General features: G+C 69.0%; 13 protein-coding genes. 8 read left to right on the top strand and 5 right to left on the bottom strand.

The window, feature by feature from the left end:
• Nucleotides 1-2: 2 nt before the first annotated feature.
• Nucleotides 3-2,462 (top strand): tetratricopeptide repeat protein, encoded by a 2,460-nt coding sequence (locus AB0L70_RS19505; RefSeq protein ID WP_363685874.1) that lies wholly within the window; start codon nucleotides 3-5, stop codon nucleotides 2,460-2,462.
• A gap of 25 nt (nucleotides 2,463-2,487) precedes the next feature.
• On the opposite strand, the gene rsrA is transcribed toward AB0L70_RS19505, so the two are convergent.
• The 5 genes from rsrA to AB0L70_RS19530 all read right to left on the bottom strand — a co-directional run bounded on the left by rsrA (nucleotide 2,488) and on the right by AB0L70_RS19530 (nucleotide 6,175).
• Nucleotides 2,488-2,766, bottom strand: coding sequence for a mycothiol system anti-sigma-R factor (gene rsrA / locus AB0L70_RS19510; RefSeq protein ID WP_363685876.1), 279 nt, complete (start codon nucleotides 2,764-2,766; stop codon nucleotides 2,488-2,490).
• Entirely contained in the window at nucleotides 2,763-3,392 is a 630-nt protein-coding gene (locus AB0L70_RS19515; RefSeq protein ID WP_363685902.1) for a sigma-70 family RNA polymerase sigma factor, read from the bottom strand. The genes rsrA and AB0L70_RS19515 overlap by 4 nt, the downstream gene beginning before the upstream one ends.
• A gap of 111 nt (nucleotides 3,393-3,503) precedes the next feature.
• On the bottom strand, nucleotides 3,504-4,145 hold the full coding sequence (locus AB0L70_RS19520; RefSeq protein WP_363685878.1) for an alpha/beta family hydrolase: 642 nt from the start codon (nucleotides 4,143-4,145) through the stop codon (nucleotides 3,504-3,506).
• Nucleotides 4,146-4,192: 47 nt separating this feature from the next.
• Nucleotides 4,193-4,993, bottom strand: a complete 801-nt coding sequence (locus tag AB0L70_RS19525; RefSeq protein WP_363685880.1) for an SOS response-associated peptidase — start codon at nucleotides 4,991-4,993, stop codon at nucleotides 4,193-4,195.
• A gap of 357 nt (nucleotides 4,994-5,350) precedes the next feature.
• Nucleotides 5,351-6,175, bottom strand: a complete 825-nt coding sequence (locus AB0L70_RS19530; protein WP_363685882.1) for a hypothetical protein — start codon at nucleotides 6,173-6,175, stop codon at nucleotides 5,351-5,353.
• A gap of 254 nt (nucleotides 6,176-6,429) precedes the next feature.
• Here AB0L70_RS19530 and AB0L70_RS19535 point away from each other — a divergent pair, with 254 nt between their 5' ends.
• The 7 genes from AB0L70_RS19535 to AB0L70_RS19565 all read left to right on the top strand — a co-directional run bounded on the left by AB0L70_RS19535 (nucleotide 6,430) and on the right by AB0L70_RS19565 (nucleotide 16,839).
• On the top strand, nucleotides 6,430-8,700 hold the full coding sequence (locus AB0L70_RS19535; protein ID WP_363685884.1) for a sigma-70 family RNA polymerase sigma factor: 2,271 nt from the start codon (nucleotides 6,430-6,432) through the stop codon (nucleotides 8,698-8,700).
• 500 nt (nucleotides 8,701-9,200) lie between these two features.
• The gene (aspS, locus tag AB0L70_RS19540; protein ID WP_363685886.1) at nucleotides 9,201-10,490 is read left to right on the top strand and encodes an aspartate--tRNA(Asn) ligase; all 1,290 of its coding nucleotides are present in this window, start codon (nucleotides 9,201-9,203) and stop codon (nucleotides 10,488-10,490) included.
• Nucleotides 10,490-11,359 carry an aminoglycoside phosphotransferase family protein gene (locus tag AB0L70_RS19545; RefSeq protein WP_363685888.1) on the top strand — a complete coding sequence of 290 codons (870 nt, stop codon included), beginning with the start codon at nucleotides 10,490-10,492 and terminating at the stop codon, nucleotides 11,357-11,359. The genes aspS and AB0L70_RS19545 overlap by 1 nt, the downstream gene beginning before the upstream one ends.
• Before the next feature lie 7 nt (nucleotides 11,360-11,366).
• Nucleotides 11,367-12,596 (top strand): M20/M25/M40 family metallo-hydrolase, encoded by a 1,230-nt coding sequence (locus AB0L70_RS19550; RefSeq protein ID WP_363685890.1) that lies wholly within the window; start codon nucleotides 11,367-11,369, stop codon nucleotides 12,594-12,596.
• Nucleotides 12,597-12,637: 41 nt separating this feature from the next.
• Complete coding sequence (locus tag AB0L70_RS19555) at nucleotides 12,638-15,220, top strand: AAA family ATPase (protein ID WP_363685892.1); 2,583 nt, start codon at nucleotides 12,638-12,640, stop codon at nucleotides 15,218-15,220.
• Nucleotides 15,221-15,346: 126 nt separating this feature from the next.
• The gene (locus AB0L70_RS19560) at nucleotides 15,347-16,063 is read left to right on the top strand and encodes an alpha/beta hydrolase (protein WP_363685894.1); all 717 of its coding nucleotides are present in this window, start codon (nucleotides 15,347-15,349) and stop codon (nucleotides 16,061-16,063) included.
• Entirely contained in the window at nucleotides 16,060-16,839 is a 780-nt protein-coding gene (locus AB0L70_RS19565) for an alpha/beta hydrolase (protein ID WP_363685896.1), read from the top strand. The genes AB0L70_RS19560 and AB0L70_RS19565 overlap by 4 nt, the downstream gene beginning before the upstream one ends.
• The last annotated feature ends 82 nt before the right edge of the window (nucleotides 16,840-16,921 follow it).

Genomic DNA, 16,921 nt, shown 5'->3' on the forward strand with positions numbered 1-16,921 from the left:
CCATGGGGACGACGGCGAGTCTGAGCGAACTGCTGCGCGGGTTCAGGATCCGGGCCGGTCTCACCCAAGCGGCCCTGGCCGAAAAAGCCGGCTTGAGCGAGCAGGCGATCAGCGTTCTCGAGCGCGGCACCCGCAGCCGGCCCCGGATCGCCACCGTTCACTCGCTCACGGCAGCCCTCGGCCTGACCGCCGACGAGGCCGGGCAACTCCTGTCCGTTGCCCGCAGCAAGAGCCGCCCTGCCAAGCCGCCCGCACCCGCCGCGGAGCCGGCCGGCACCACGCTGCCGAGGCCCTGGCAACTACCCCCGACTGTGCCCGACTTCACCGGTCGCGCGGCACAGATCGACGCGATTCTTTCGGTCCTGCGAGTTCCCGCGGGCATTCCGAGTGCGGCCGCCGGAGTCGTCGCGGTGACCGGAATGGGTGGTATCGGCAAAACCGCGCTCGCCGTCCAGGCCGCGCATACCTTGACCGACAGCTATCCCGACGGACACCTGTACCTCAATCTCCGCGCGTACGGCCCCGGCCGGCCGGTGACGACCACCGAGGCGTTGCGCCAGCTGATCCGCTCACTGGGCCTGGATGTCCACCTGATCCCGGACAGCAACGAGGAAGCCTCCGCGGTGCTGCGGTCCCAGTTGGCCGGTCGGCGGTTCCTGATGCTGCTCGACAACGCCGCCGACGTGTCACACGTGCTGCCCCTCCTGCCTGGCAGCCCGGGATCGGCCGCGATCATCACCAGCCGCGGGGCCCTGGCGGCGCTACCCGGAGCACGCCAGATCCGACTCGATGTGTTGTCGGAGTCGGAGTCCGTCGAGCTGCTGACCGAAGTCATCGGCCGGGACCGCGTCGCGGCGGAGCCGGGTGCCGCCCAGATCCTTGCCTCGTTCACCGGTCGCCTCCCGCTGGCGGTCCGCCTGATCGGCGGCCGGCTCGCGGCGCGGCCGACCTGGCCGCTGCAACACCTCGTCGCTCAACTCCGCGACGAAGAGCACCGGCTCGACAGCCTCGGCTCCGACGAGACCGGCGTCCGCGCGAGCATCGCGAGCTCTGTCCGTTTCCTGGCGTCGAGTGACCGCGATCTCGACCGTCAGTCCGCAGCGGCCCTGCCGCTGCTCAGCGTCCCGGACGGATCCGACCTGCTCACGGTGGTCGCCGCTCACCTGCTCGACCTCCCGCCCCGCCGCACCGACGCCATCCTCGAACGCCTCGTCGACCTCAACCTGCTGGAGTCCGTCGCGCCGGATCGCTACCGCTTCCACGACCTGATTCGCACGTACGGGCGAGAGCTGGCCGAGACATCGTTGACACCGGTCGAACGCGACGCCGTGATCGAGCGCGTGCTGCGGTTCTACATCGGGTTCGGGTGGGCGTGCCAGGCCCGCACGCACGAGTCGAGCCCGCGACTGGCCTTGGCCACGATCCACCTGGAGCCGATGCGGGCAACGGCCAACAGCGTCTCTGCCCTGCGCTGGTTCGACGACGAACAACGCAACCTGATGGACCGATTCCACCAGGCATCGGCTTCCAGCGTGGGCGGGACGGCCTTGCTGCCGGAGCTGGCGCTGGCGCTGTTCGGGTACAACGAATCGCGATCCCGGTGGCTCGAGATGCGCGACCTCTCCAACGGCATGGTCGATCTCGCCACCAAGCTGGACCTGCCGTTGATGGCCGCGTGGCTCGAGCACGACAAGGCGATCCCGGACGTCGAGTCCGGCGACATCGAGCCCGCGACCGAGCATCTGGCCCTCGCGCTGGAGAGGTTCCGCGCACTGTCCGATGTGACCGGACAGGCCCGTTGCCTCACCTCACTGAGCCACGTGCTGGAGCGGCTCGGCCAGACCGACAAAGCGCTGGCCATGAGCAACGAAGCATTGATCCTCAGCCGGCAACTCGACGACCGCTCGGTCGAGGGCGTGACGTACCTGTCGCTCGGCACGCTGCACAACCAGCTCGGCGAGTTCGCCGCCGCCGACGAGGCATTCGAGCGCAGCCTCCAACTGGCCCGGCAGGGCCGCGATCGCCGTTCATTGGCCAAGCGATACCTCAACGCGGGTATCTCCTACGTTGCCAGCGGCCGTCACGATCGTGCGATCGAGTCGCTACTGGCGAGCGTGGAGATCTCCGGTCAATTGACCGACGGCAATGCCCAGGCCGAGAGCAAGGAAATTCTGGCGATGGCGTTTGCCAGCAAGGCGGAATTCGGCGCCGCGGAACAACACGCGGTATCCGCGCTGCAGTTGGCGAGGGCCTACAACAACACCCTGCGGGAAGGCCGCCTGCTACTGCAAATCGCAAAGATCAGTGCCGCGACCGGCGACGTACCGAGGGCAATCGATCTCCTCGGCGAGGCCTTGATCGTCATTCACAATCTCTCTGGCAAGGTCGAGCGAGAAGCAACTCAAGTGCTCGAACAACTAACCCGCGCAGAGGCCTACACCTACGTGCCGAACCTGCCGTAGCCGCGTCAGCGGCTCCGGCGGCCGGTCAGTCCGTGGTGGTGATGGTGGTCTCGACCTGGATCTGGGTCAGCCGGACCAGGATCTTCTGCCGGAGCGCGTCGGGAGCGTGGTCCGAGCCGCAGGAGCGGTGCACCAGCTTCTTCACGCAGCGCTCCAGGTCGTACTCGTCCAGGCACGGAGCGCACTCTTCGAGGTGCTGCCGGATCTCGTCGCTGGTCGCGTCCTCGAGTTCGTTGTCGATGAACACGTAGACCCGCTGCAAGATCTCGCTGCAGTCGACGTCGTGGGGCTCGCCGCAGCTCACGACTCCTCCTTCTCCGCGGTCGCGTCGGCACTGTCGTCCGACGTGGGGATCAGGCCACGATCCCGGGCGTAGTCACCCAGCAGCTCACGCAACTGGCGCCGGCCCCGGTGCAACCGCGACATCACGGTGCCTACCGGCGTACCCATGATGTCCGCGATCTCCTTGTACGCAAAGCCCTCGACATCGGCCAGGTAGACAGCCAGCCGGAAGTCCTCCGGGATCGACTGCAGGGCCGACTTGATGTCGGAATCGGGCAGATGCTCGAGGGCGACAGCCTCGGCCGACTTCAGGCCGCCGGGAGTGTGCGACTCGGCAGCGGTGAGCTGCCAGTCCTCGATCTCCTCGGTGGGTGACTGCGTCGGCTGGCGCTGCCGCTTGCGGTATCCGTTGATGAACGTGTTCGTCAGGATCCGGTACAGCCACGCCTTCAGGTTGGTGCCCGGCGTGAACTGGTGGAACGAGCTGTACGCCTTCGCGAAGGTGTCCTGCACCAGGTCTTCGGCGTCTGACGGATTACGGGTCATCCGCATCGCCGCGGCGTACATCTGGTCCAGGAAAGGCAGCGCCTCGCGCTCGAAGCGCGCGGTCCGCTGCTCGGGTGTCTCGGTGGTGGTGGGAGTCGGCATCGTGATCGAGAATACCGGTGTCTTCGCAGACGTCCGCTCGGGAGCCACACTCGTCGCCATCATGTTCGTCACAACACGCTCCGCAGCGGCGTCATTCCCGTTCAGCGACCGCTATCCGGACACCTCGCGGGTGACCCACTCGAACACCGCTTCAATCAGCAGGTCGTACGCCTCCTGCTGATCCAGCTCGGCCCGCTTCGGCACCTTCAGCGCATGGTCGGCATCCGGTACGACGGCCATCTCGGTCAGCGGCGGGAACTCCTCGGGCGTCCCGAACGGATCCCGCTCCCCCTGTACGACGAGGGTCGGCAACCCTGCCCCTTGCAACTCCCCCACCCGCGACTTGTCCGGCTTCCCGGGCGCATGGAGTGGGAACGACATCGCCAGTACGCCGGAAGCCCCGAGACTGCTCGCGGTCCGGCAGGCCACCCGGGCACCAGCACTGCGGCCGCCGATCACCAGCGGCGTGCGGACCCGGAGCTGGCCGATGATCGCGATCCAGGCCTCGTCGAGGATCTTCGGCGACGGCGCGAGCTTCTTGCCGGCCCGGCGCCAGGGCTGCTCGATCAGGAACACGTTCATGTCCTGTTTCGGCAGCCTGGAGGCCAGGGCGGCCAGGTCACCGGACTCGATCCCGGCCCCGGCGCCATGACCGAGGGCCAGCGTCGCCACCGGCCGACGGGCCCGATACGCCACGATCCGGGCCTCCCCGTGCGGCGTCCCCACAATCCGTTCGTCGGTCACCCGCCCCATCCTGTCATCCGCGATGGCAAACAGTGGGCGCGAAACGTCAGAAGCGGCTAGAAGAGGGTGGTCTCCTCGGGCTCGGGTGGTTTGTCGATCGGATCGACGCCGTCCGGCGGGAGTGGATCGATCAGGTGCGGGCCGTTGTTCTTCACAGAGCTCACGGCCTTGGAGACGGCATACGCCTCCAACCGGCCGGGCGCGGCCGGGACGAGCAGCTCGAGCAGGTCGTCCGGATCGGAGGACAGCGGGTCGAGCCAGGCGTCGTACCGCTCGCGCTCGACGAGCAGGGGCATCCGGTCGTGGATGCGGCCGAGGTCGTCGGTGGCGCTCGTCGTCAGCACGGTGCAGGTCCACAGCCAGGCCTCGTCGAGGTCCGGGTCCGCGACCGACTTGTCCCGCCAGATCTCGTACAGCCCGGCCATCGCCAGCACGCTGCCGTCCGGCGGGTGGATGAAGTACGGCTGCTTGACCGGCTTGCCGTTCACCTTCTCCTCGGCGGTGTACCACTCGTAGTACCCGTCGGCGGGCAGGATGCAGCGCCGGGTCGCGAACGCCTTCTTGAAGGCCGGCTTCTCCGCCACCGTCTCCATCCGGGCGTTGATCAGCCGGGAGCCGATCGAGGTGTCCTTCGCCCACGACGGGACGAGCCCCCACTTGACCGTCGTCAGCTTGCGGATCGTCTCGTCCGGGGCCTCCCGGTTCTTCCGCTCGACCACCGCGAGCACCTGGTCGGTCGGCGCGACGTTGAAGTTGTCCGGCAGCTCCTGCACGGACTCACGCACGTTGCCCGCCTCGATCTCGAACTCGACCACAAGATCGGAAGGGTCCCGGCTGGACGCGTATCTACCGCACATAAGAACAGCCTAGACAGCCCCACCGACATCCGTGGTGAGGAGAGCGGGGAAGGGAAGGAAGGAAAGGGAAAGAAGAGGAGGGATCACCGTGCCGAGCTTCAGCGGGTGGGGCGGGGGTGAGGTCAGCAAGCTGAGGTGTTGGGGGTGGGGGTGGAAGGGGGTGGGGTCAGCGAGCTGAGGTGGAGGGGGTGGGGAGGTGCAGCGGGTGGAGGTGGGGTGGGGTCGGGGTGCTGAGGTTGTAGCGGTGGGAGGGTGAGGGCGTGGACGGGCGACGGCGGATCGCCCACCCCGTGTTGAGCGATCCGCCGCCGGCGTGATGCGTCCGGGCATCCCCCTGTTGACGTCCGGACGCAGGTCCTAAGGTCTGGCCAGTTCGTCGAGCACCCGCCCGGCCATGTCATCGGTGGTCGGGAGCCCTTCGATCCAGGTCCGGGCCAGCTGGGGTACGTCGGTGTCCAGCCGCCACTGGGTGATCAGGGCTCGTACCGTCGCGACCTGCTCCGGCAGGTTCGGCTCGCGGCCGACGAGCGCCGCCGCGCGGTGTGAGCCGACGCGGCCCAGTACGTCACCGCCGCAGAAGACGATCCGCAGGCACTCCGCCACGTCGACGAGCCTGAGCTCGCGATCGAACGGCGACGTGCCCGGGGGATTGAGCGGCTCGACAACCACCAGTGCGTGGGTTCCTGATACGGAAGTGCCACGGAATTCCGCCTCTCGATAGAGCTCCCCGAGCCGGGACCGCAGGTGCGCCAGGCTGGACAGCCCGGTCAGCGGGTCCTCACAGGACAGCGAGTGCAGATAGACAAGAGATGCCTCTGCCCAGCTGGAACTGAGTGCGCGTACCGCGTCGAAGGCCGGCTCGCCCCCGGCGATCGAGCGGTACAACGCACTCAGCCCATCAAGTGCCTCCACCAGCGAGACTCCGTCGGCCGCCAGCCGGCGTCCGACCTCATCCGATGCAGGCACGACATCAGCCCCGTCCCGCAGCGCCTCGGCGACAGCCAAGTAGGCGCTGCGGTCGGAACCAGCCGTGCCGTGCGACTCCCTCCGTCCGCACGGTTGCTCCCCCGAGCTTGTGGGCGACGGCGCCTCCGACCGGTTCCGGGCGGGCGACCCCGCCAGGTTCAGGGACTTGGCCGGACGCAGGTCGAACCGTCGGCGGATGTCCGCGAACAGTGACATGGCCCTCCTCGAAAAACGTCCCGTCAGTCTCCCGACCGGTCGGCCGGAGGCGTCGTACGCAGGAGAGACAGGTGGGCCGCAGGTTCATGACGCGGATTCGCAGAAGTTTTTTCGCGTAACTTCCGTGCTGGTGTTCTCGTCAAGAAGGGAGCACAGTTCCGCGTCAGGAAAGATGCGCACAGCCGTCGCACGTGGGAGCCTTGTCCTCGGCAACTAAGTGACTGACTGTGACGATGCACCCACGGGGGAGATGGATGGAGACGCCGGAAGGACCGAGCGACGCCGAACTGATCGCGCGCGTCCGCAACGGTGATCTCGAGGCCTACGGAGAGTTGTTCGGCCGGCACCACCACGCGGCCGAGCGGATGGCCCGTCAACTGGTCCCGGCCAACGACGCCGACGACCTGGCCAGTGACGCGTTCGCCAAGGTGCTGGACGCGCTCCGCGGGGGCGGCGGTCCGGACATCTCGTTCCGCGCGTACCTGCTCACGACCGTACGGCGGGTGCATGTCGACCGGATCCGGTCCGGCCGGAAGGTGACCGCCACCGACGACATCGCGGCGTACGAGCGGGAGCCGGAGACCTTCGACGACCCGACCGTGACCGGGTTCGAAAGCGGCGCGGCGGCCAAGGCCTTCGCGAGTCTGCCCGAGCGCTGGCAGGCGGTCCTCTGGCACACCGAGGTCGAGGGCGAGAAGCCGGCCGCTGTCGCTCCCCTGCTCGGCCTGACCGCGAACGGCGTGTCCGCGCTGGCGTACCGCGCCCGGGAGGGCCTGCGGCAGGCATACCTGCAGCAGCACTTGGCCGACGTCGCCGGGGATCGTTGCCGCTGGACCACCGAGCGCCTGGGCGCCTACGTCCGCGGCGGCCTGACCAAGCGCGAGAACCGCAACGTCCGCGAGCACATGGACGACTGCGCGAAGTGCACCGCGGTCTACCTCGAGCTCGTCGAGGTCAACAGTGCGCTGCCGGCGCTGCTCGCCCCGGCCCTGCTCGGTACTGCGGGCATCGGCTACCTGGCCGCCGCGTCCGGCGCCAAGGTCGGCCTGGTCGGCTTCGTCATCACCGGCTGGCGGAAGGTCACCGAGAACAGCACCCGGACGGCAGTCGCCGGCGGTGCGGTGGTCGTCGTCGCGATCGCCGCCGTACTCGCGGCGATGGCGCTGACCGGCAACGACACTCCCCCGGCCGCGATCGACAAGCCGCCGGCGGCGAACCCGACGCAGAACCCGACCCAGCCGCCGGGGAACCCGTCGACGGTGCCACCGGTCAAGCCGCCGACCGCGCCGCCCGCGTCGACGCAGCCCACGACGGCGCCCACTACGGCACCGACCACCGAGCCGACAGCACCGACGACAGCACCGACGTCGCCTGAGGTCACGTCGCCTCCGACGCCGACCACCAGCACCCCGACGGTGGCACCGACCACGCCGGAGCCGACGACGCCGATCCTGGACGAGGGGCTGCTGACGATCAGCATGCCGACCGGCGGCGGTGGTCCGAGCGACCGGGCCGAGAGCACGCAGGCCGCAGCCGACGTACGGTTCGTCATCACGATCAAGACTCCGGCGGGGAACGCCAAACCGGTCGTGATCGGGCTCAAGTACGGCACGTCGCTGGAGTGGCCGCTGGGCGGGAACCCGACCGGCTGGACCTGCAACAAGGCGGCCGGCACGTGTACGGCGACCAACCCGGCGTCGCCCGCACCGATGCCGGTCACGTTCCAGGCGCCGCTCGGTGGTTCGGTCACGCAGCGGACGTTCACCGTCTCGGCGAAGTCCGGCCGGCTGTACGACGACGACTCCGAGACGCTGGTCGCTCCGCCGCGGACCGACGAGAACCTGCTGAAGATCGTCGACGGCAAGGCCGACCCGGACGTCCACCACCGAATCCTCACCGTTGCTCCTGGCATCGACCGGACGAGTGTGTCGCTGCGGCTCAGCTACGGCTCGGCGCTGGAGTGGCCGATCGCGGCGAACCCGGCCGGCTGGAAGTGCTCGTCGAAGACCAAGCTCTGTACGGCGATCAACCCGGTGAAACCGGCTCCGTTGCCGGCAGACTTCGACGTACCGTCGGATGGGACTTCGGCTGCGCGGACGTTCACGGTGGCGGCTACGGCGGGGCTCGTGAGTGATACGGATTCCGAGGTGCTGGCGGGGATCCAGCCGGACGAGTCGTTGCTGCAGATCGTCACGCCAACGCCGCAGACCGATCCGAACCCCTTTGTTTACAACCGGTTCCTGAAGGTCAACGGGGTGACGAACCAGCGGGTGACGGTGGACATCTCGTGGGGGCGGAACCTGTCGTTCCTGTCGGCCCGGGACAAGGGGTGGACCTGCTCGCGGTCGACGGACATCCGCCGGGCGACCTGCTGGACGGACAGCTACAGCAAACCGTTCAACTCCGAGTGGGCGGCCTGGCTACCGGGCTCCGGCTCGAACAACCAGCTCACCGTCCACGTCCGGGTAGGCGGCCGCGAAGACACCGACACAGCCCAAATCCCCCCAACAACCACCCGCCGCTAACCCCGCACTTCATCTCCTCCCCACCTCACCTCCCTCCCCACCTCACCTCCCTCTCCCCTCACCTCCCTCCCCACCTCACCTCCCTCTCCCCTCACCTCCCTCTCCCCTCACCTCCCTCCCCCTCACCTCCCTCCCTCACCTCCCTCCCCCTCACCTCCCTCCCTCACCTCCCTCCCCCCACCTCCCTCCCCTCCCATCTCCTCCCCCTCTCGCCACCACCTCCTGCGGTGTTTGGTTTTACTCAGTTGGTGGTGTGGGTGAGCTGTGGTTACGCTGGGTTTGTTCGCGTCGACGGAACCGAGTAGCGCCGTACGCCACGTCCGAGAGAGTCGCCGGTTGCTGTGATGGCGGCACGTGGAGCGGTCGCGAAGACACTCCTGAGCGACTGCACGGCAAGAGGCCGGGTCAGCCAAAGATCCGGTGAAGGTGTGGTGGCACCGCGAGATCCCCTTCGCCCACACCTCCGGGGTACGAGAAACGACCTGGAGGTGAAAACAGCGATGCGCATTCTCAGTCATGAGATCCCCTCAGCAGTAGGCCAGTCCGTCACGGTGGCCGGCTGGGTGCACCGAAGACGACGGCTGGCGGCCGTCAGTTTCCTGATCCTGCGCGACCGATCTGGCCTGGCCCAGATCGTCGTCAAGGGCCCGGAAGTACAGGCACAGCTGGACGAACTCGGTGAGGAGACCGTCGTCCAGGTGACCGGCACGGTCGCCGCCAACCCACAGGCGCCGGGCGGCGCGGAGATCATCGACCCGGTGATCACGCCGTTGACCGAGCCCGCCGCGACGCCGCCGATCGAGCTCTGGCGTCCCACGGTCGGCGCCGGTCTGCCCGTCGTACTGGACAACGCGCCGGTCGCCCTGCGGCATCCGGCGGTTCGGGCCGGCTGGGAGGTCGCGGCGGCGGCTCTGCACGGCTTCCGGTCGACCGTGGACGGGCTGGGCTTCACGGAGATCCAGACGCCGAAGATCGTCGGTACGGCGACAGAGTCCGGCGCCAACGTGTTCGCGCTGGACTACTTCGGCGGACCGGCGTACCTGGCGCAGTCGCCGCAGTTCTACAAGCAGACGATGGTCGGGGTGTTCGAGCGGGTCTACGAGGTCGGCCCGGTGTTCCGGGCCGAGCCGCACGACACGGTCCGGCACCTGGCCGAGTACGTCTCGCTGGACGCGGAGTTCGGGTTCATCGAGGACCACCGCGACGTACTCGCCGTACTGCGGTCGGTCATCGCCGGCATGCTCGCCGCGGTTGGTGAGCGGGCCGGTGGGGCGCTGGAGCGGCTCGGAGTGGAGCTGCCGGAGATCCCCGTCGATGTACCGGTCCTGCACTTCAGCGAGGCGTTGAAGATCGCCGGTGCGGACCCGGACGAGCCCGACCTCGCGCCGGCGGACGAGCGTGCGCTGGGTGAGTGGGCGATGCGGGAGCACGGCAGCGCGTTTGTCGCGGTCGAGGGTTATCCGATGGTGAAGCGGCCGTTCTACACGCATCCGCAGCCGTCGGACCCGCGCTGGTCCAACTCGTTCGACCTGCTGTTCAACGGGGTCGAGTTGGTCACCGGTGGGCAGCGGTTGCACCGGTACAGCGAGTATGTGGCCGCGTTGGAGGCCCGTGGCGAGTCGGCGGAGGCTCCGGCGTACAGCTCGTACCTGCAGGCGTTCAAGCACGGGATGCCGCCGCACGGTGGGTTCGCGATCGGGCTCGAGCGGTTCGTGGCCCGCTTGACCGGGGCGGAGAACGTGCGCGAGGTGACGCTGTTCCCGCGGGACCTGCACCGGTTGACGCCGTAGTGGAGACCACCGAGTCGGTTGTCGGCGAGCTGAATGTTGCCCTGGGCACCGATTATCAGTTCGTCCGGCAACTACCCGGTGGGTTCCAGTCGTCGGCGTACGAACTGACCGACGGTGCGGCCCGGGTCGTCCTCAAGTGGACGGACGACCCGGGCTGGGCACCGCGGGTCCGGCGGGCGGCTGAACTCGTCCGGCGGGCTCGTGCGGCGGGGTATCCCACGCCGGAGTGGCTCACGGTCGGGACCACTGCGGCTGGGTCGCCGTACCAGCTGCAGGAGTTCGTGCCGGGCGTCGGGCTTCACGATGCGTCGGTGATCACCGAGTCCCTCGCGCGGGAGATCATCGCGATCTGCGAGACGCAGCGTGGACTTGTCCCCGAGGAGGGGATCAGCTGGTCGGCGTACTCCCGCGGCGTCGTCTTCGAGGACTGGGACGGCGTGTGGGAACGGGTCCGCGGGTACGGCGGGGAGTCCGCCGAGATCCTGCGTGAGTACGAGCAGCTGTGCCGCCCGTACCGCGACGAGAAGTTGCCGGACGACGATCTGGTCCACGGCGATCTGAATGTCGGCAACCTGATTGTCAACAATGGACGGATCAGCGGCATCATCGATATCGAGGCAGCCGGCGCCGGATCCCGCGCGTACGACCTGGTCTCCCTGGCCACCTCAGCCGCCCGCGACGGCGCCCCGCCCGGCATTGACGAACTCTTCCTCCAAGCAGCCCTCCGGGCAGCCGGCCACCCAACCACCGCAATCTCTGCCGCCACCGCTTACGCCACCATCACCGAGTTCGTCCACAACCACGCCCGCAACTCCCAAACCCACGTCCGCCGAGGCGCCCGCCGAGTCCTCGAACTACTGGATGGATGATGTGGGCATGGTGAGTGAGGTTGAGCAGCGGGTTTTGGCTGCGGTTGATGATGTGCGGGTTGTTGAGGACCTGCGGGAACTGGTGCGGATTCCGAGTGTTGACGGGACCGCGGCCGAGGGCGACGTTCAGCTGTGGTGTGCGGAGCGGCTGGCCTCGCTCGGGCTGGTTGTCGACAAATGGGCGATGGACATCCCGGCCCTGAGTGCCGACCCCGGATTTCCTGGGATGGAGGTTGCGCGGGAGCAGGCCTGGGGGTGCGTGGGCGTGCTCGGTGGTGACGAGACGCCGGGGCTGATTCTCAACGGACACGTGGACGTAGTGCCGGGTGCGGACTTCGACGCGCGGGTCGAGGACGGTGTGATGTGGGGGCGCGGGACCTGTGACATGAAGGGCGGCGTCGCAGCGATCATCGGGGCAGTCGCGGCGATCGTTGCTGCGGGCATCCAGCTGCGGAAGCCGGTCGCCGTACACACCGTGATCGGCGAGGAGGACGGCGGCGTCGGCGCGTTCGCCACTCTCCGCCGCGGACACACAGGCGAGGCGTGCCTGATCGCCGAGCCGACCGCCCACACCGTGATCCCCGCGAACGCCGGCTCGCTCACCTTCCGCCTCGAGATCCCAGGACTGGCGACGCACGGTTCGACCCGCAGCCGCGGCGTGAGCGCGATCGAGAAGTTCACCCTGATCCAAGAAGCACTGCAGGCCCTGGAAGCGTCCCGCAATCGCGATCCCCACCCGCTCCTCGCCCACCTCGACCTCGCCAACCCGCTCTCCGTCGGCACGATCCAGGCCGGCGACTGGGCCAGCACCGTCCCGGACCGACTCGTCGCCGAGGGCAGGTACGGCGTACGCCTCGGTGAACCCCTCGCCGGCGCCCAAGCCGCCTTCGAGTCTGCCGTCGCAGAAGCCTGCGCCAAGGACGACTGGCTCCGCGACCACCCGGTCACGATCACCTGGCCCGGCGGCACCTTCGCCTCCGGCCTCCTCCCCGACGGCGACCCGCTCCTGGCCGACACCCTCTCCGCAGCCACCGACGCCGGACGCGCGACGCCAGACGTGAAGGGCGCGCCGTACGGCTCAGACCTGAGGCAGTACGCCGCCAACGGCATCCCCACGCTCCAGTACGGCCCCGGCGACGTCCGCTACGCCCACGCCGCAGACGAACACGTGGTCCTGGCCGACGTCTTGCACGCCGCCCGCACTTACGCGTTGCTCACGCTTCGGCGCTGCGGATGACCTGCGCCGCCGACAACCGATATGAGTGGTAGAACTCCACCATGGCGCCGTTGCGGGGACGTTCATCCGAACTCGGGCGCCTGCTGGAAGCGCTGCGAGCAGCCTCCGAAGGAACAGCGTCCCTAGCCGTCATCACCGGCGAACCAGGCATCGGCAAGTCGGCCCTGCTCGCCGCGGCAGTCGAGCAGGCCGAGCGTCACGACTTCTTGGTCGCCACCGCAGCCGCGCACCAGGACGACAACATCAGCCCGCTCGCCTCCCTCGCACCAGCCCTCCGCGCCGGCCCGCACCCCCTGATCGACACCGAACACTTCCTGGAGCTGGCCACCCTCAACACCCAGCCCCTCTGGCTCGCCGAACGCCTGGCCGACCTCATCGGCCGCCGCCTCGACGGCATCCCGGCCGTGATCGTGCTCGACGACGCCCAATGGTCCGACCCACTCACCGCGTTCGTCCTCCGCGTAGTCATCGCCCGCCTCACCACCCACAACCTGCTCTGGCTCGTCGCCTCCCGCCCGCAACCCGGCGGCATCACCGACCAGCTCACCGAAGCCGTCCGCACCCAGGTCCCCATCCACTCCATCACCCTTGATCCCCTGACCCCGGACGCCATCCAGGACCTCGCCGCGGATCTCCTCAACCACCCCGTCGACACCTCGCTCGCCGTCCAACTGGCCAGCGTCCAAGGCAGCCCGTTCCTGGCCGAGCAGCTGATCGCCGGCCTCTACCTCGGCACCGGCTCCGGCCCGCTCCCCGCCGGTCTGGTCGAGGGCGTACGGCGTCGTACCACCGGACTCTCGGAGGCCGGCCGCACCCTCGTCCGCACCGCCGCGGTCTTCGGCAATGAGTTCCGGCTCGAAGACGTCGCCGCGCTCATGACCGAGCCGGTCGCCAGACTGGCCGAACCACTCGACGACGCGATTCAGTCCGGCCTGCTGACTGATGCAGGCGCGGTACTGCGGTTCCGCCACGAGCTCCTGCGCTCCGCCACGCTCGCCGACGTACCGCCGTCCGCCCAGCGCGCCCTCCACGGCGCCATCGCCAACCAGCTCATGACGGCCGGCCGTGGTGCCGCCGCAGCCGCACCGCACGTCATCGCCGTTGCCCAACCAGGTGACGCGGCTGCCGTCGCCACCCTGCGCGAGGCGGCCCACGATCTCGTCGCGACCATGTCCACCACAGCCGCCGAACTCATCCAGCAGGCCTTCGACCTCACCCCTGTCGACGCCGCACTCCGCGCCGAGGTCGGTCAGGACGTAGTCAGCATCCTGCTGTCCGCCCGCCAGTACACCCGCGCCAAGGCCTTCGCCGACGATCTCCTCAGCGGTACGGCGCTCTACCACGGTCCGATCACGCCAGACCTCCAAGCCGCCATCCGCCTGCGCCTGGCCCCACACCAATGGCCGATCGGCTGCCTGTCCCTGCCCGAACTCACCATCCCCGGCGCCGCATCCCATCTCGCCGAACGCCTCACGGCATACCGAATCCTCGCGGGATCGGGCGAGCCGCTCGCACCGGCAGAGGATCCGGTCGCGCGAGCCGTCCTGCTGGTGGCGGCAGCTGAGGAGGCGCGGTCGGCCGGTGGGTACGGAACAGCCAGGGACTACTACGCCGAGGCGCGACGTACGGCGCCTGACCTCGGGAGCCTGACCGACACCCTGGTGGAGGTTGGCGAGCTGTACTGCCGAGCCGAGACCGATGAGCTACCGCAAGCCCTTGATCGAGTCAGGGAGCTGCTGACCGGCGGCGACTCGTGGTCCGCGCCGCAACTGGCCGTTCTGCGGGCCCGACTGGAGTATGCGGCCGGCAACCTGCAGGCCGCCGAGGACGCAGCCAACGCCGGCCTGCGCTGGATGGCCCAACTGCACGACACAACGCTTCAGCCGGTCGCGCACCAACTCCTGGCCCTCATCGCTCTGCTGAGAAACCAAGCAACTCAGGCACGTGAGCTCGCCGGCCACGACGCCACGATCAACACCCTGCTCGCGATCGCGGACGGCGATGCCAAGGCGACCGGTCGGCTTCGCGAGGTGCCACACGACTTCCCCGAGCGGATCGATCTGCTGGTGCAGGCGGGAGCCGAGGACCTGCTGGCTGATCTCAGTCCATCGACGGCCGGCCGCGCGGCCCTCGAGCTCGTGGCTGCAGGCAATGACCTGCAACGGTTGGCGAAGGCAACGGAGTTGCTCAAGGCAGCCGGGAGACCGTTGCTGCTGGCAAGAGCCGAGGAGCTCTACGGCCGGGCCGAGCTGGAAGCCGGCGACCGCGAGACCGGTATCGCGGTCCTGGAACACGCACTCGACAGCCTGACGGCGATCGGCGCGACCGCACCCGCCGGCCGGATCCAGGCTGTGCTGCAAGCTGCCGGCGTACGACGCCGCCGTTGGGCCGCCGTACCCGCGAGGGCCCAGGAAGGCTGGGAGGCACTCACCCCGATGGAACGCCGGGTCGCGCTGCTCGTCGCCGAGGGCCACACCAACCGGTCGGCCGCCGAGGAGTTGGTGGTGTCTGCGAGCACGGTCGGGACGCATCTCCGCGCCGCGTTCACCAAACTCGGGGTCAACTCGCGCGTCCAGCTCACCCGGCTCGTGCTCGAACGGTTCGCCCCTCCCCCGAACGCATGAGATTTGGGTGCACCAGCCGCGCTAGCCACCTCAGCCGGCCCGGAGGAGTTCGGGTGTTCGGTCGATCCGGCGGAGCGGCCTGAAGCGGTTTCCTTCTAGCAAGCCAATCGAAGGAGATCGAGAACCATGAGTAAGACACCGACCGTCGTCCTGGTGCACGGGGCTTTCGCGGAGAACTCGAGCTGGGCCGGAGTGATCGCGGAGCTCACGAACCGTGGCATCCCCGCGGTCGCCGTTTCCAACGAACTGCGCGGTCCGGCCCTCGACGCGAGCAGGGTCGCCGCCCAGGTCCGCGAGATCGACGGCCCGGTCGTGCTGGTCGGCCACTCGTACGGCGGTGCCGTCATCACCGCCGCCGCGAACCAGGCCGACAACGTGACCGCCCTGGTCTACGTCGCCGCCTTCCTGCCTGACGAGGGTGAGAGCCTGCAGGACCTGCTCGGCAGCTTCCCGGCCAACGACTTCGCCTCCGGCCTCGTCCCGCACACCCTGCCGACCGGCGACGGTGGCGAGGAGACGTTCCTCGGGATCGCGCAGGACAAGTTCCGCGCGCTGTTCGCCGCCGACGTCGAGGACGCGGAGATCCTCGGCCGGACCCAGCGCCCGATCGCGGCCGCCGCGTTCGAGGAGAAGGCCGGTACGGCGAGCTGGAAGCGGCTCCCCGTCTACGACCTGGTCGCGACCGGTGACCAGGCGATCCACCCGGAGGGCCAGCGCACGATGGCCGCCCGCGCCAAGGCGACCACGATCGAGGTGGACGGCTCGCACGCGGTCGCCGTCTCCCAGCCGAAGGCCGTCGCGGAGTTCATCGCGAGTGCAGTCGAGGCAGGTGCCACCCGATGAACCTCCGCCGCTTCGGAGCACTCCTCGCAACCGCCGCCGTACTGCTGACCGGCGCGACCACCGCCGCCGCTCACACCCCATCCAAACCGAAGCCAACCATCGTCCTGCTGCACGGCGCGTTCGCAGACGGCGCCAGCTGGTCGGAGGTGAGCAGCCGGCTGCAGCGCGACGGCTACACCGTGGTCGCCCCCGCCGTACCGCTGCGCGGGACCGCCACGGACACGACGTACCTAACAGGTGTTCTGAATGGCATCGCCGGTCCGAAGGTCCTCGTCGGTCACTCGTACGGCGGCGCCCTGGTCAGCGAGCTGGCCGGGACCAGCGGGGTCAAGTCGCTCGTGTACGTCGCGGCCTTCATCCCGCAGGCCGGTGAGACGATCGGCGCCCTGAACGCGAAGTACCCGGGCAGCGAGCTCGGACCGGACACCACGAACGCGATCAGCTACGCCGGTGGCGTCGACCTCGTGGTGAAGCCGGAGGCGTTCCACCGGGTGTTCTCCGCGGACCTGCCCGCCCGGCAGGCCGCCGTACTCGGGGCCTCGCAGCGGCCGATCAACGCGGCCGCCTTCGACGAGCAGGTAGCGACGACGGCTCCGGCCGGGCTGCCGAAGTACGCCGTGATCCCGACCGGGGACCACGCGATCCCGCCGGCCGCCGAGCGCTTCATGGCCCAGCGCGCCCACGCGAAGACGGTCGAGATCCCAGGCGCGTCCCACATGGTCGCCCTGTCCCACCCGTCGGCGGTCACCCAGGTGATCGAGCAAGCCGCCCGCTGAACCACCAGTCGGCCGGATCGAGTCGCCACCGCCGCGGGTCAGGTTCTTCCATGGCTTCCTCACAGAGTCTAAGTCGAACACC

The organism is Kribbella sp. NPDC051952 (assembly GCF_040680855.1).
GTDB lineage: Bacteria > Actinomycetota > Actinomycetes > Propionibacteriales > Kribbellaceae > Kribbella.

Excerpts from the sequence above, each read along its gene's own strand:
- AB0L70_RS19560 (WP_363685894.1), top strand. The coding sequence starts at position 15,347 with ATGAGTAAGACACCGACCGTCGTCCTGGTGCACGGGGCTTTCGCGGAG.
- AB0L70_RS19520 (WP_363685878.1), bottom strand. The coding sequence starts at position 4,145 with ATGGGGCGGGTGACCGACGAACGGATTGTGGGGACGCCGCACGGGGAG.
- AB0L70_RS19530 (WP_363685882.1), bottom strand. The coding sequence starts at position 6,175 with ATGTCACTGTTCGCGGACATCCGCCGACGGTTCGACCTGCGTCCGGCC.
- aspS (WP_363685886.1), top strand. The coding sequence starts at position 9,201 with ATGCGCATTCTCAGTCATGAGATCCCCTCAGCAGTAGGCCAGTCCGTC.
- AB0L70_RS19525 (WP_363685880.1), bottom strand. The coding sequence starts at position 4,993 with ATGTGCGGTAGATACGCGTCCAGCCGGGACCCTTCCGATCTTGTGGTC.
- AB0L70_RS19555 (WP_363685892.1), top strand. The coding sequence starts at position 12,638 with ATGGCGCCGTTGCGGGGACGTTCATCCGAACTCGGGCGCCTGCTGGAA.
- AB0L70_RS19515 (WP_363685902.1), bottom strand. The coding sequence starts at position 3,392 with ATGCCGACTCCCACCACCACCGAGACACCCGAGCAGCGGACCGCGCGC.
- AB0L70_RS19535 (WP_363685884.1), top strand. The coding sequence starts at position 6,430 with ATGGAGACGCCGGAAGGACCGAGCGACGCCGAACTGATCGCGCGCGTC.
- AB0L70_RS19565 (WP_363685896.1), top strand. The coding sequence starts at position 16,060 with ATGAACCTCCGCCGCTTCGGAGCACTCCTCGCAACCGCCGCCGTACTG.
- AB0L70_RS19505 (WP_363685874.1), top strand. The coding sequence starts at position 3 with ATGGGGACGACGGCGAGTCTGAGCGAACTGCTGCGCGGGTTCAGGATC.
- AB0L70_RS19550 (WP_363685890.1), top strand. The coding sequence starts at position 11,367 with ATGGTGAGTGAGGTTGAGCAGCGGGTTTTGGCTGCGGTTGATGATGTG.